This window comes from Aliivibrio thorii, from assembly GCF_057368585.1.
Map to the genome: position 1 here is coordinate 853,558 of NZ_CM170655.1, position 15,125 is coordinate 868,682.

General features: G+C 38.5%; 9 protein-coding genes. 5 read left to right on the top strand and 4 right to left on the bottom strand.

Annotation, left to right across the window (positions count from 1 at the left end; all coding sequences use genetic code 11):
* Positions 1-160: 160 nt before the first annotated feature.
* The gene (locus AC2IP4_RS17895; protein WP_375319835.1) at positions 161-3,208 is read left to right on the top strand and encodes a DUF748 domain-containing protein; all 3,048 of its coding nucleotides are present in this window, start codon (positions 161-163) and stop codon (positions 3,206-3,208) included.
* Positions 3,209-3,278: 70 nt separating this feature from the next.
* Here AC2IP4_RS17895 and AC2IP4_RS17900 read toward each other — a convergent pair whose 3' ends face one another.
* From AC2IP4_RS17900 to AC2IP4_RS17915, 4 genes are all read right to left on the bottom strand, one after another.
* Positions 3,279-4,331, bottom strand: coding sequence for an aldo/keto reductase (locus tag AC2IP4_RS17900; RefSeq protein WP_486307364.1), 1,053 nt, complete (start codon positions 4,329-4,331; stop codon positions 3,279-3,281).
* A gap of 25 nt (positions 4,332-4,356) precedes the next feature.
* Entirely contained in the window at positions 4,357-5,145 is a 789-nt protein-coding gene (locus tag AC2IP4_RS17905; protein ID WP_486307365.1) for an ABC transporter permease, read from the bottom strand.
* A gap of 461 nt (positions 5,146-5,606) precedes the next feature.
* Complete coding sequence (locus tag AC2IP4_RS17910; RefSeq protein WP_486307366.1) at positions 5,607-6,149, bottom strand: chorismate mutase; 543 nt, start codon at positions 6,147-6,149, stop codon at positions 5,607-5,609.
* A gap of 159 nt (positions 6,150-6,308) precedes the next feature.
* The gene (locus tag AC2IP4_RS17915) at positions 6,309-8,183 is read right to left on the bottom strand and encodes an SUMF1/EgtB/PvdO family nonheme iron enzyme (protein ID WP_486307367.1); all 1,875 of its coding nucleotides are present in this window, start codon (positions 8,181-8,183) and stop codon (positions 6,309-6,311) included.
* Positions 8,184-8,699: 516 nt separating this feature from the next.
* On the opposite strand from AC2IP4_RS17915, the gene AC2IP4_RS17920 reads away from it, so the two are divergent.
* From AC2IP4_RS17920 to putP, 4 genes are all read left to right on the top strand, one after another.
* Positions 8,700-9,479 (top strand): helix-turn-helix transcriptional regulator, encoded by a 780-nt coding sequence (locus AC2IP4_RS17920; protein WP_105055748.1) that lies wholly within the window; start codon positions 8,700-8,702, stop codon positions 9,477-9,479.
* A 145-nt stretch (positions 9,480-9,624) separates the two neighbouring features.
* The gene (putA, locus tag AC2IP4_RS17925) at positions 9,625-12,783 is read left to right on the top strand and encodes a bifunctional proline dehydrogenase/L-glutamate gamma-semialdehyde dehydrogenase PutA (protein ID WP_486310793.1); all 3,159 of its coding nucleotides are present in this window, start codon (positions 9,625-9,627) and stop codon (positions 12,781-12,783) included.
* Between the two features lie 14 nt (positions 12,784-12,797).
* Positions 12,798-13,505 (top strand): aldehyde dehydrogenase family protein, encoded by a 708-nt coding sequence (locus tag AC2IP4_RS17930; RefSeq protein ID WP_486310794.1) that lies wholly within the window; start codon positions 12,798-12,800, stop codon positions 13,503-13,505.
* A gap of 115 nt (positions 13,506-13,620) precedes the next feature.
* The gene (putP, locus tag AC2IP4_RS17935; RefSeq protein ID WP_486310795.1) at positions 13,621-15,117 is read left to right on the top strand and encodes a sodium/proline symporter PutP; all 1,497 of its coding nucleotides are present in this window, start codon (positions 13,621-13,623) and stop codon (positions 15,115-15,117) included.
* Positions 15,118-15,125 lie beyond the last annotated feature (8 nt).

Below are 15,125 nucleotides of genomic sequence, written 5' to 3' on the forward strand. Positions count from 1 at the left end.
ATATATTAAAGTTTTGCGAGCTGATAAGGTAAGAGTGGTAGACATACCAATGCGGGAGGGATAAAATTTTGCGCATTACTTAATGTCGACAGACAAAAAGTAACAACTATTGTAGTCATGGTATTGATGACCATTCTTCAAAATTAGCCAGAGAGTCATAATGTCGAACAAATTTAAAGCCGCCGTTGTAAAGTTTCGTGCTTTTCCTAGATACGTTCGCTGGAGTACTTACACGTTAAGTGCATACCTTTTTTACGCTGCTTTATTAGGGCTACTTGTTCCTTACATTGTGAAGCAACAAATTCCCGAGCAATTATCAGCCTTGATTGAACGTCCTGTTACGTTAACTGATATTACTATCAACCCTTTTACACTTCAGCTTGATGTTCACCAATTCGCTATTTTAGAAGATACTAAGCCTTTTGCTCAATTTGAACATGCCAGTGTTCAAGTTAACTTTTGGCAATCGATTTTTAATGCCGCTATTTCGGTTGAATATATTTCTCTTGATAAACCTTACGTTAATCTTGAGCGCTTGAATAATACAAATGAATTGTTATTTAATTTCAGTGACATTATTGATGCAGTTGCTCGTAATACGATGACGACAGAAGAGCCAGAACCAAAAACGACTGAAGTCATTGATAGAAAGGCTCCGTTATTCCCTGTATTAATTAAACACACCGTATTAACTCAAGGTGAAGTTCATTTATTGGATGGCTTAACAGGCACACAGCTTTCTTACCCAAATATAAATATCACGCTTGGTGAGTTTTCGACTCAAGGTTTACTTACGGATGCAGAGAAAAAGAACAATTACCGCTTACACATTACCGATGTAGATTCTGGTACCGTTGAATTGACAGGCCAAGTGCAATTAAAACCATTAGCAGTCGTTGGTGATATTGATGTTCAGCATATTCAGTTACCACGTTTATGGGGATTCATTGAAAAAGACATTATTGCTAAGTTAACCTCGGGTAATGTGAATTTTTCATCGAACTATCATTTGGCTCAAACCATCGGTGATACCGAGCGTGATGATTCGATGAGTATTACTACTGATAAGGGGATGTTCTCTGTTAATGACTTGAATTTTAATGCTGAGGGTAAATCGATTGTCTCTTTGCCTGATTTTTCAATCAATGGAATTGCGACGAATGTAGAGAAGCAAACCGTTAGTATTGCTTCTGTTACTTCTCATGGTTTAAATGTATCAGCAAAGGTTGATGATAAAGGGGCAGATCTTGTTAGATTATTCACTCCTAAATTTATTACTGAAGCACCAAAAGAAAATAAAGCGGAACCTGTAGAAAAAAATCCAAAACCAACTGTTGATGCACCTTCATGGTTAGTGACTCTTGATGGCGTAGAAATTAAAGGCTACCAATTAAACGTTGAAGAGAAAGTTGTTACCAAAAAAGCCAACCAATGGCAGATTTCTCCAATTAATTTAACCACAAGTCAGATTGTAAGTGATCTATCTAAACCGATTGATTTTGATTTTTTTACGTCGGTTAATGGCAAAGGTGATATCAGCGTTAAAGGCCAAGCAGATGCCAAACAACAAGTCGTATTAGCTGATATTGATGTGAAATCATTGAAGTTAGCTCAGTTTCAGCCCTACTTGGCAACAGCGGTTAATGCGACCTTAACTAAAGGCGAAGTGAATACTCAAGCAAAATTGAATGCTAACGCAGAAGGTAGCGTTGAAGTTAGTGGTGGTCTGCAAGTCAATCATCTTTCAATTAGAGATAACAAGCTAAGAAAGCCATTTGTTAAGTGGCGCTCGTTGGCTGTAAACACATTTACTTTTGATTTGCAAAAATCGAAGTTAGCGATAGATACTTTGAGTCTAGGTCAACCTTATGCTCGAGTTGTGATAAATGAAGATCGTAGTACTAATATTGGCGATTTAATCGTTCCTCAACCAAAATCAAAAAAAATTAAAACGTCATCGAAGAAAAAGAATGAAAAACCGTTTGATCTGAGAGTAAGAAAAATTGCGTTTAATAATGGTTCGGCGTTCTTTGCAGATAACTCATTAACTCCTAACTTTTCATCAGGAATTGAACAGCTAAAAGGCAGTATTGGTCATGTGTCTAGTATTCCGGGTACAAAAGCAACGGTTGATATCAGCGGCAATATTGAAAAGTATGCCCCAGTAAAAGTGAAGGGTGAAATCAACCCATTACTTAAAGAGCCTTATTTAGATCTCGATGTAATCTTTAAAAGTGTTGAGCTAACTACGGTAAACCCTTATTCAGGCACGTATGCAGGTCATTACATTGATAAAGGCCAATTAACGTTAGCGCTTAACTATAAATTAGAAAACAACCAATTAAAGGGTGAAAATCACGTTATTATCGACCAACTACAGCTAGGTAAAGCCAGTGACAGTGATTTAGCAACGTCACTGCCGTTAGAGTTGGCTATTGCCTTATTGCAAGATAATAACGGGGTAATTGACTTAGGTGTTGAAGTGTCTGGGGATGTAAACGATCCTGAATTTAGCCTTGGTGCCGTTATTTGGAGTACGATTTCTAATATCATAACTAAAGCCGTGACTGCGCCATTTTCTTTTATTGCTGGTCTTGCTGGCTCAGATGAGGAATTGAATATTATCGCTTTTGATTTTGGTGCCAATACATTAACGGCTGAAGAGCAAGAAAAGTTAAAAACGCTTGGATCTGCGCTAGAAACTCGTCCTAAATTAAAGCTAACGGTCGATGGTGCTGTTAATGCTCCTGAAGACAGTAAGGCATTAGCTCTTGTGCAATTTAATCAACTTTTAGCTGATTCAGCACACATAACAGTCGCTGAATTACCAGTGAATTTAAATGCGAGTACTATGCCAATTTCCGGACAATTATCTGATTCATTGCAAGAACTTTATCAAACTGAATTTGGTGAAAAAGCGAGTACAGTAGAAGATAAAATCGAAAATGAGCAAGATGAAAAAGGCGTAGAGTTAACTGATGAGGAGTTAGCGAAACGTTGGCATATTGCCTTATATAATTTGGTGCTCAATAAGCAAGAAGTGAAGAAAGGTGATTTAGGGCAATTAGCTCAGCAACGAGCTCAAGCTGTAAAGGCTTATTTAGTTGACGTGGTAAAAGTCGATGCATCACGAGTGTTCTTATTGGACAGTCGGTTTGATATTGAGCAAGACACGAGTAGCGTATTATTGTCCTTAGAAGCAAAATAATGAGAAAAAAATGGCATACAGATTAATTTGTGCGCCATTTTTTATTGTGAATGTAGAGCCTTAATTAAATTTAAAATGGCATAGGATATTTTCTAAAGACCGTATTAACATCAGCTAATACTTCTTCACTCAACGGTTTAGAAAACGCTTCAATATCTTCTTTTAATTGGTCTAGAGAAGTAGCGCCAATAATGGTTGATGTAACGCCATCTACTTGATCGCACCAAGCTAAAGCGAGTTGGCAAGGTGTGTAACCGTGTTTTTCTGCCACGTTCATATAGGCTTTGATTGCTTCGTTTGCTGCAGGAGTGTCACGAAAGATCCCATTACGTTGTGAATAGGTCCAGCGACTTCCTTCAGGCATTTTACCATCTAAGTATTTCCCACTTAACATACCGCCCGCTAACGGTGACCACGGTAAATAAGCCACATTTTCATGAATACAATTCTCAATTAAATATGGCCAATCTTTCGCGTGTAATAAACTAAATTCATTTTGAATTGATACTATTTTTGGCAAATCGTATTTAGCACTCAGTTTAAGATAAGTGTTAATGCCCCAAGGTGTATCATCAGACAATCCAATATGATGAATTTTTCCAGCCTTAATGCATTCGTTTAACGCTTGTAATATCTCAAGCATATCGGCTTCTTCTTTCTTCGCATCAAAATCACTGAATTTGAATTGATTCGGGAAGTGCTTACCAAAATGTGGAGAAGTACGGTTCGGCCAATGCAACTGGTAAAGATCAATATAATCCGTTTGTAAACGTGCAAGTGACGCATCAACCGCAGTAATAACCGCTTCACCAGTAATTGGACCTGCATTACGAACCCAAGGTAAGCCGGGACCTGCAATTTTTGAAGCCAGAATAATATCTTTACGGCGTTCAGGATTTTTGGCAAGCCAGTTACCAATAATAGTTTCTGTTTTTCCATAGGTATCAGGGGAAGGGGGAACTGCATACATCTCAGCAGTATCGATAAAATTGATGCCTTGATTAAGTGCGTAGTCAATTTGTTGATTAGCATCTTCCTGGGAGTTTTGTTGACCCCAAGTCATGCTACCTAAGCAAATACGAGAAACAGAAAGGTTACTACTACCGAGAGTTGAATATTCCATTTTAAGAGAGTTCCTTCATTGAGCTTTAATTAATAAAACGTACCAATACCTTCCCTTCTTTTGAGATATTTTGTTTGAGGGTCAGTTGTAACGTTATGGTGACTGATATCGTTAGCATAACAAAAATAGCGATCAAAATAAGTAACTGATATTTGATGGCGACCATAGGATTAACGCCACCTAAAATCTGACCAGTCATCATGCCAGGAAGGGTAACTAATCCAGTGGTGGCCATTGATGCCATGATAGGGGCAAAAGCTTTTTGCATTGCAGCACGGACAAAAGGAATGGTGGCATAGTGAGGTGAGGCACCAAGAGCAATTGCAGCGTGATATTCACTTTCACGCTCTTTAAATGCAGTAAATAGATTTTGTAGTGCGACGATATTACCGTTTAAGCTATTGCCCAACAGCATTCCAGCTAAAGGAATTACATATTGAGCGCTGTATAGTGGTGTTGGTTGAATGATCACCGCACTTAATAATATAACCAAGGGCAATAACCCGACCAATAAGCCAGTTGCAACGGGAATAAATAATCGTTTCTTTGGTAGTTTGGATTTTGCGATAATAGAGCTAGAGCCAATAGTTATCATTAATACAATCCATAGTGTGTTTAATAATGGGCTGTTTAATTGAAATACAAATTCTAGGTATAAACCAATAAATGCCAATTGTACGATCATCCGGATCACACTTACTGCCACCTCTTTAGCAAGATCTAGCTGGTAGAGGCGATTAATCGTAAATGGGATAAGTAACGTAAGACTGAAGAGCCCCATTAATGTCCAACTGATATCTAAAGATTCTTGCATTAGTGATCTTAGTGGATGATTGATAAATTGATTATCGCAAGAATAGAGAGGATTCTAAATAGAATTATTAAATTTGTAGTGTCCTATTATTAAAACAAAAAGCCGCTTTACTAAAATGTCCTATATCATGCTTTATTCTAATTATCGGCTTTCTCTTTATTGAAGGCTTATTTTAGTATTACCTCAGCAATGTTTTCCATGGACGCTGAGTTGATGATTTTTTAAAATTGTCACTTTTCCGGATGAAAGTGTCACAATTATGGCGTATTTATCCTTTAGTGGCAACGAAAGTGTCACTTAAAAATATAGATTACTCCGTAATAATATAATAAAATATACAAACTTAAACTACAGTACCAAAAAGAAAAAACTGTATAGAACCGAAAAAAGAATTAATGGAACCTCTTTGCTGGCGACTAGACGCGTACAACTTCGCATAAAGTGTAGTTACGTTAAATTCCCTAGACCTTTAACTTAACCTGTTTTAATGCTTCAAAGATCATCAGTTTATCACTTTCTTTTAGGTGTGGGTTTGTTACTGACTGTTGAAAATATTCGTATTGGCTATCAGAAAAAGTTTGACCAGAACTTAAATATTCATAAATACTTTCATTAATTTCATATCCAAGTCTTAATAACTCAGGACGAACTACCGCCTTTAGGTCTCTAGCAATGAGCGTCTTTTGATTGTTAGATCCGCTTAGTAAGTCCGCTCTAACTCGATATTGAATTGCTTTTGCTGATGAAATCAGGGAGCTTAGAAACATTTGAGAGCTTTTAACTTCCAGGCCAAACTTCTGACTTGTAGATGCTGATTTTTTTAACACTAACTCCTCCCTTTCCAGATCTTCAATGGGAAGATGGTGGTTAGCTTTGTATATAGCCACGTCAGACATAAAACTCATACGCTCATTGATTTTATTAAAAATATCCTTAGATAATTCATCAGCGTGGGAAGGTAAAACAAAAGCGATCAGTAAAAAGCTCAAAATTATTTTTTTCATTTAAATCTCCAAGATAAAATAAATGCTCATTTTGCAATGACGGAATAAAAATTTAAAGTATGGAGGTTAAAAAAACGGTGTTCATTATGTAATGCCACTCGCCCTTAAGCGAGTGGCATTACTGTTAATCAGCAGCTTTATATTCTTATTTTAAGTTATCTACAAAGAACGAACTACACGGAAACCTGTGTAGTTAGCACTTGTTGATGGTGATAGTTCCAGTGATTCATACACTTTTGCTTTGGTTGGTGCAAAGTTCCATGCTCCACCGCGAACAACGCCAGATTTTGTGCTTGTCCATTCCCAAACGTTTCCCGCTGTATCATAAATACCATAAGGGTTAGCACCAAAACTAGCTACAGGAGAGGTAGATTTGTTTGCCCAAGAAGAACCGCCCCAGCCAGTATTTGCGTTACCAGAGCCAATGTCTGAGCCCCACCAGTAAGCATCTTTACTACCTGCGCGAGCAGCTACCTCCCATTGTGCTTCAGAGGGTAATGCATAAGTAAAACCAGTTTGCTTTGTTAACCAATGCGCATAAGTTTCTGCATCTACTTTAGATATACATACCGCAGGTGCATTTTTTGATTGCTCAAAGCCCGGTTTACGCCAGTTTTGGTTTTGATGACGTTTCGTTTCACCGTCATTGATAGCATTACAGCCTGCGCCTTTCTCGGCTTCAGTGATGTAGCCAGTGCTCGCAACAAATGCATTAAATTGATTTACGGTAACAGGAGTCGCTGCAATTGAGTATGCTTTTGAAATGTTAATGTCTTGCTTGGCATTTTCACCGATATGATAATTACCAGAACCAATAACAACCATTTGTGGTGCTTGTTGACTATTAGTTAGAAGATCTGCAAATTTCTTTCCAGGCTTTGGGCGGTTCTCTTGAGTTTTAAGTTCAGCCCAAACGGTCATGTCTTTAGATAAAGTCATTTGGCGGCTATATGGTTCGAATCCTGATTTTTCAACAGTTACTTGGTGCTGACCAGCAGGAAGCATTACATCAACAGGTGTGCTGCCGTAGTTAACGCCGTTAACCGTTACATTGTCGCCATGACGATTGGAGCGAATAGTGATAGCAACCCATTTTTTCTCTTTTTTGATTTTATCATTAGAGGCTTGAGTTGTGCCTTGCTCGATACAATAGCGATTTTCTAAACCAAGCAGTTGACATGCTGCCGTTGAATTTGGTCGAGCACGTAGAGACGCCTGAAGTTTAGTGGTGTAGCGGTTGCTGCCATTAAAGCCGCTGTCAATGATAGCGCTATCTAATACGTGAATATTTAATGACACATTATCAACATGTTGTTTTACAGTATCCATTTCAGTGAAACCGTTGATCAACTGTTGTTGGAAGTTATTAACCGCTTTTTGCATGCTTAGCGTTTTGCCTTGGCTTGCACAAGCGTTTAATGTCATGGACATCTTACAAGTAATAGTGTGAACAACATCCAGAGTATCTTGTGCTGCTAATTCTTCTTGTAGGCGAAGAACACGAGCTTCTTGACGAGATTCACCTAGAATTTCCAGTTCATCTAGAGAGCGTTGTTTTTTTGTGCTGCTTTCTTTAAGTACGCGACTTTGTTCTTGAATATCTTGTTGAATCGCTAGTTTAGCAACTTGGTTTTCTTTTACTTCTTTCCAAGAGTCTTGATACTGTTTTTGAAAAGGTGTGATATCAAGATCAGGATCATCAATCATGCGGTTGTATTGCTCATCCAAGTTACGTTGAGCAAGTTTACGTTTAGCATCTAATTGATCTGCTTTTTTATCTAAAGCGTCGCTTTGGTTACGTAAATCACGCAATTGATTCTGGTTGTTGGCTACTGTGTTTTCTAGTTGCTTAACTTCACTGCGTTTATTTGTTAGCTTGGCATCAATTGAAGCAACAGAATCAACCGCAGGAGCAGTAGATTGAGTGTCAGTATTAGCAAGCGCAACAGAGGTAAAAAGTGCCGGCGATAACAGTAGTGCTAGAGCGGGTAGTCCTTTACGGTTCATAATTTTTCTGCTTTTAATATTAGACATAAATAAATTTTCATTCGGAAATTAGTGAATTAACGGTATCTGCATAGCTAACAGGCTGAGCATATGGTTACTTAGCTCAGAGCACATCCATGACGGTTAATCGTATATCGATACTGATCTGCTTAGACCATTAATAATAAAAATCTAAGCAGATGAGTATCAGTTATTCATAATTTTAACACTAATTATTAAAGCAATTTTTATACCAGATGTTCGTATCATAAAAAGAGATAGGTGAGATTTTTCTTGATCATCGTTTTGGAATATTAGAAGCATGATCAAGGTTAAAAATGGGATATCATTTTCTTAAAGGTGAGGTTGGTCGTTAATTGCATGAAAAGTAATGATTTTTATATTTTTAATGTCATTTTTTATTAAAGTGATTAATTGAGTTTACATAAGCTGTATTATAGATAAACCTGATCATGCTTTCGATAGTGAATTCAGAATAGATTGTTATTATGATCTTCGTTACACTCTTAATACGAAAATAAACAGTATATAAATGGATTTCTCATGGTTTTGGATTGGATTTCACCAGCACAAATTATCATGCTGCCGGAAGAAAGAGAGTTACATGCACACGAGCATCATCAATTAGTAATTGGATTAAAGGGACAATCTGAATTTGAGATTAATGGCGAAAGCAGCGTAATTTCCTCCGGTAGAGTTGGTGTTATTCCTTCTCATCAGCACCATTCTTTTTCAAGTTTGTATCAATCAGAAATCTTAGTACTTAATTTTCCTCAATATTTTCAAGATGAAGAGCTTGCTTCCCGCGTTAATTCCTTATTTGTTAATTCTGGTTATTATCAACTTGATGCGCAAATTCAAAACTTAATCCAGCTACTAGTTTGTGAAATACAAGCTAATCTTGATGATCATCTTTTGAGTAGGGCGTGTAGCGACACCATTATTGCCTTATTACACCGTCATTTAATTGATGAAAATGCTAAACGAAAACAAAATCGCCTAAATGCAGATGTGATCGACAATTTTATAACGCAGCATATCGGAACTAAGATCACAGTTGCTCAGTTGGCAAGCACTGTTTTTCTCGGTGAGAGTCAATTTTATGCCATTTTTAAGCAAGAATTTGGACAAAGCCCTCATCAGTACATTATTGAAAAGCGTATTGATTATGCCAAGCTATTACTTATAAAAAGTAATTTAAGTATTGGTGATATTGCACAGCAAACAGGCTTCTCTAATCAAAGCGCTTTTAGTCATGCCTTTGTAAAGCATAAAGGTTGTTCACCAAGTAAATATCGTTACGCCCACTTTATTCGTAACTGAAAAATACTGATTTTGTTCTCATTTTGTAACCGTATGGACGATTTAGCAATTTAATAATAGGTTTTGACAAGTATTTTATTCAAATAGAAAATAGACTCTTTCGCAATTAGCCTTAATAACGATCCGATTAATAAGAGGAACAGGTATGTTTCAAGCGAAAGATGTATTGTTGTCGTCCATTGTTGATCAACCATTAGCTGCGTTGTGGTCAACCATTTCTCCTCTTTATATGGTAGATGAAGCCAAATGGTTAAAAGAGCTGGTCCCATTAGCTCAACCTAGTGAACATGAAGCTAAGGTGATGCGAGAACAAGCCGCTGAACTTATTCAAAGAGTGCGTAACGATAAACAAGCAGTACAGATGATAGATGCTCTATTATTGGAATATAGCTTAGATACTAAAGAAGGTATCTTATTAATGTGCCTTGCCGAAGCCCTAATGAGGATCCCTGATACGGCAACGGCAGATGCGCTTATTCGTGATAAGTTGAGTATTGCTGATTGGAAGTCCCATCTTAAAAACTCAGATTCTACGTTTGTTAATGCGTCGACTTGGGGTCTATTACTGACTGGTAAAGTGGTGAGTATGGATGTTAAATCTGATGGCTCTCCTTCTAATGCCATTAGTCGCTTAGTTAACAAGTTTTCAGAACCCGTGATCCGCCAAGCGATGAACCAAGCAATGAAGATTATGGGTCATCAATTTGTATTAGGCAGAACGATTGAAGAAGCGCAAAAGAAAGGTAAGCCAATGCGCGAGAAGGGCTATACTTATTCATTTGATATGTTAGGTGAAGCGGCCTTAACGCAATCAGATGCGCATAAGTATTTTAAAGATTACATTATGGCAATTGAAAGTGTGGGTCGTGCTACTCGTATCGTAGATTCTCCAGATCCAACGGTATCGATTAAATTATCAGCATTGCATCCTCGCTATGAGATGGCGAATAAAGCCCGTGTGATGAGCGAAATGTGTGATTCAGTCTTACAGCTTCTTGAACGAGCTCGTGAATTAGATGTGGGTATCACGATTGATGCAGAAGAAGCTGACCGCTTAGAATTGTCGTTAGAATTATTTGAAAAATTGTACCGCAGCGATATTGTTAAAGGTTGGAGTAAATTTGGTATTGTGGTTCAAGCGTATTCAAAACGTGCACTACCAGTACTCGTTTGGCTAACAGCTTTAGCAAAAGAACAAGGTGATACAATTCCACTTCGTTTAGTAAAAGGAGCGTATTGGGATACAGAGCTGAAAATATCTCAGCAATTTGGTTTTGCTCGTTATCCTGTATTCACAAGAAAAGAGGCGACGGATGTTTCTTATCTTGCTTGTGCTCGTTATCTATTAAGCGCTCACGTTAAAGGAAATATTTTTCCTCAGTTTGCCAGCCATAATGCGCATACCATAGCTGCAATCGCATCTATGGCAACGCATGATGAGTTCGAATTCCAACGTCTACATGGTATGGGGGATGCGTTATATGATCACGCAATGGATATGTTTAATCGTAGTGTTCGAATTTATGCACCAGTGGGGAGCCATAAAGATTTATTGCCGTACTTAGTTCGTCGATTACTTGAAAATGGAGCGAACAGTTCGTTTGTTCATCGCTTAGTGGATGCAAACTGCCCAATTGAAAGTTTGACAGAGCATCCTGTAGATACACTTTTAGCTTGTCCATCGTTAGATAATCAATTAATTCCATTACCGCCACATATTTTCTCTGATCGTAAAAATTCATACAGTATTAATTTTGATGTAGAGAGTGAAGCTCATCCATTTGAAGCCGCAGTAGAAGCGAAAATGGGTACATATTGGCAGGGTGGGTCTATTGTTAATAATGCTCGAGATTATGAAAGCATGATCAAGGTGGATGATTCTCGACTTCATGTTATTACGTCTCCGTATGATCGTGGAAATGATGTCGGATCATTAGTTTGGAGTTCACAAGAGCAAGTCTCTAATGCGTTAGACATTGCGCATGACTACTTTCCTATTTGGCAACAAACACCAGTAACAGAGCGAGCGGACTATCTTGAAGCATTAGCCGATAAACTCGAAGAGAATATGCCAGAACTTGTCGCTTTATGTCATAAAGAGGCGGGGAAAACAATTCATGACAGTATTGATGAAGTTCGTGAAGCGGTAGATTTCTGCCGTTATTACGCGGTTCAAGCAAAGCTAAACTTTACTACACCAGAAACCATCGTTGGTTTTGATGATATTTCACATCAAGTAGCGCGCCAAGGCCGTGGGGTATTTGTATGTATTAGCCCATGGAATTTCCCTCTTGCGATTTTCTTAGGTCAAGTAGCTGCTGCTTTGGTTGCTGGTAATACTGTAGTTGCAAAACCTGCGGAACAAACCTCATTAATTGCAGTGCGATCTATTGAACTTCTATTAGAGACAGGAATTGCACCACAAGCGATTCATTTACTTCCTGGAGATGGTAAAACGGTAGGTGCGGCATTAACCTCTGATTATCGAGTTGCCGGTGTTGCTTTTACTGGATCGACAGAAACGGCTCAGCTTATTAATCGCACATTGGCTAATCGTACATTTGAAAGTAAAGGCATTTCACCAGTTCCATTTATTGCGGAAACTGGTGGTCAAAATGCCATGATAGTTGATAGTACTGCATTGCCAGAGCAAGTAGTTCGAGATGTTGTTCGTTCAGCATTTGCGTCTGCTGGTCAACGCTGTTCAGCACTTCGAGTCTTGTTTGTTCAAGAAGATATTGCTGAACGTATTATTAATTTAATTAAAGGTGCGATGACTGAGCTGAGTGTCGGCTTACCAGAGCTTCATTGTACTGATGTTGGTCCAGTGATTGATGCAAAAGCAAAAGAAAAGCTATTAGCGCATATTCAGCGAATGACAAAAGAAGGAAAACTTATAGCTCAAGCGACACTGCCTGATTGGTCAGAAAAAGGTGATTTTGTACCACCAAGCGCATTTGAAATTGATTCTATTAATCAGTTAGAAAATGAACAATTTGGTCCAATACTCCATATTGTGCGTTTTAAAGCGAGTGAATTAGATCAAATGGTTACAGATATTAATGCAACAGGATTTGGCTTAACAATGGGAATTCATAGTCGTAATGAAGTGACTTACAGCCGCATTGAGAAAAGTATTAAGGTAGGCAACTGTTATATCAACCGTGATCAAGTTGGAGCGGTTGTTGGAGTACAACCATTTGGTGGGCAAGGGTTATCGGGGACAGGGCCGAAAGCGGGGGGACCACGCTATTTATTCCGTTATACCCAAGCGGTTGTATCTAATTTTGTATCGAATAAATGAGAAAGGAGAACCTTATGACAACTATTACTCAGATTATTGATTCTGCTCTTTCTCAAGGTCATGCCGAGTGGGCAGAGCATTCATTTTCTCAACGTGTAGAAAAGCTACTTCAATGGTCAAATCATTTAGCTGAACATCCTGATTTTGGTGTACTTGCTGCAAAAATGGTGCACTTTCAATGCCAAAGAGCAGTGAATTTGATAGCTGAAACAGAGTTGATGCCGGGGCCAACAGGTGAAAGTAATGAACTCTACACTGCCTCCAGAGGTGTTTTTTACATCACATCGGATAATAAAGCATCAGTTGTTGCCATTGTAGGGCAAATAACTGCGGCATTAGCAGCTGGAAACGCTATTATTGTTGCCCTTCAAAATGAGGAGGCAATGATTACCTCTGTGATCGTTGAAGGTTTACATCAAGCAAATGTACCTAAATTTACGGTTCAACAGGTAAATGCCATAGAAACAGATGTTGATGATGTTCGATTAGCGGGAGTTTGTTTTGTAGGAAGCAAACAAAAAGAAATACAGCTTAATCAACAATTAGCAAAACGAGATGGATTATTAGCGCAATTGGTCGCAGAAACAGATCAAGAACGTTTAGCAAACATTACTGACCCCCATTTTGTTCTACGTTTTATTACAGAGCGTACTCGAACAATCAATGTGACGGCGGTTGGCGGCAACGCAACTCTGCTAGAACTTGGAGGCGGTAACCACTAACGAGTTAGTAATCGAACGTACCATCGTCGTTATTGCGTCATAACAATAGGGCCTTGATGCTCATACATAGTAGTAACGACGTTAAATTTACTGCCAATCAAATAAAGGAAATAAAATGATAGAAAATAATTTTGCCATTACAGGTACGTTTATCGCCTACCTGATAATGATGCTTGCCATTGGTGTATATGCATATAAGCGAACGAGCAGTTCATCGGATTACTTTTTAGGTGGTCGCACATTAGGTCCTTGGCCTGCGGCATTATCTGCAGGTGCTTCTGACATGAGTGGCTGGTTGCTGCTTGGTTTACCTGGATATGCTTATGCAGCAGGACTAGAATCATTATGGCTTGCAGGAGGCTTACTGTTAGGGACTTGGTTGAACTGGTTGATTTGTGCTAAACGTTTAAGAACGTACAGTATTACAACTGATGACGCGCTTACTTTACCTGAGTTTTTATCTCGTCGCTTTAATGATAATTCAAAACTTATTCAGACAATTTCTGCGCTGTTTATTCTTCTTTTCTTTCTTTTCTACACCAGTTCAGGTTTAGTTGCTGGTGGTAAGTTATTTGAAACTGTATTTGGTCTTGATTATAAAGTAGCAGTAGTTATCGGAACACTTTGTGTTGTTTCGTATACGTTATTTGGTGGATTTTTAGCAGTTGCTTGGACCGATTTAGTTCAAGGATTATTAATGTCTGCTGCATTAATGATTGTTCCAATCGCAGCAATGCAAGGTGGCTTTGGCCAACTAAGTTCAGATTTAACAGCCATCAATCCAGAGTTGATGACATTATGGACAGGCATGGATGGTAACCCATTAAGTATGATTGCGATTGTTTCTTTGGTTGCTTGGGGTTTAGGCTATTTTGGTCAGCCGCATATTTTAGCTCGTTTCCTTGCGTCTCGTACAAATAGAGAATTAACAACGGCTCGTCGTATTGCTGTTGTTTGGACTGCTCTTTCAATGGCTGGAGCGGTATTGGTTGGCTTAGTTGGTTTGCTTTATGTTAATGGCTCAATGAGTGGTGAAGTGATCGATGGTGAGAAAGTCTTCATGCTATTAGTTAATGCGACTTTCCACCCAGCAATTGCGGGTGTGCTGTTAGCCGCGATTTTAGCAGCAATAATGAGTACTGCGGATTCACAACTGCTTGTGTCTTCTTCTGCATTGTCTGAAGACCTATACAAACAATTAGTTAAGAAAGATGCAACAAGCAAAGAAATTGTTAATGTAGGTCGTTTTGCTGTTGTTGGTTTATCCCTGATAGCACTTGCACTAGCGATGAACCCAGACAGTTCGGTACTTGGTTTGGTCTCTTATGCATGGGCTGGCTTTGGTGCTGCGTTTGGTCCTGCTATTATTTTAAGCTTGTACTGGAAAGGCATGAATCGTAACGGCGCACTTGCTGGTATTGTTGTAGGTGGCTTAACTATCGTTATTTGGAAGCAGTTAACGGGTGGTATGTTTGATGTGTACGAAATTGTTCCAGGGATCATCTTTGCCACTGTTGCTATTATTGCAGTAAGTAAACTAACGGGTGAACCAGAAGAAAAAGTTCGTAAGCAACATGAGCAATATGAGCGTAACTTAATTGAATTCGAATAAGCCAATGT

Excerpts from the sequence above, each read along its gene's own strand:
- AC2IP4_RS17895 (WP_375319835.1), top strand. The coding sequence starts at position 161 with ATGTCGAACAAATTTAAAGCCGCCGTTGTAAAGTTTCGTGCTTTTCCT.
- AC2IP4_RS17900 (WP_486307364.1), bottom strand. The coding sequence starts at position 4,331 with ATGGAATATTCAACTCTCGGTAGTAGTAACCTTTCTGTTTCTCGTATT.
- AC2IP4_RS17905 (WP_486307365.1), bottom strand. The coding sequence starts at position 5,145 with ATGCAAGAATCTTTAGATATCAGTTGGACATTAATGGGGCTCTTCAGT.
- AC2IP4_RS17910 (WP_486307366.1), bottom strand. The coding sequence starts at position 6,149 with ATGAAAAAAATAATTTTGAGCTTTTTACTGATCGCTTTTGTTTTACCT.
- AC2IP4_RS17915 (WP_486307367.1), bottom strand. The coding sequence starts at position 8,183 with ATGTCTAATATTAAAAGCAGAAAAATTATGAACCGTAAAGGACTACCC.
- AC2IP4_RS17920 (WP_105055748.1), top strand. The coding sequence starts at position 8,700 with ATGGTTTTGGATTGGATTTCACCAGCACAAATTATCATGCTGCCGGAA.
- putA (WP_486310793.1), top strand. The coding sequence starts at position 9,625 with ATGTTTCAAGCGAAAGATGTATTGTTGTCGTCCATTGTTGATCAACCA.
- AC2IP4_RS17930 (WP_486310794.1), top strand. The coding sequence starts at position 12,798 with ATGACAACTATTACTCAGATTATTGATTCTGCTCTTTCTCAAGGTCAT.
- putP (WP_486310795.1), top strand. The coding sequence starts at position 13,621 with ATGATAGAAAATAATTTTGCCATTACAGGTACGTTTATCGCCTACCTG.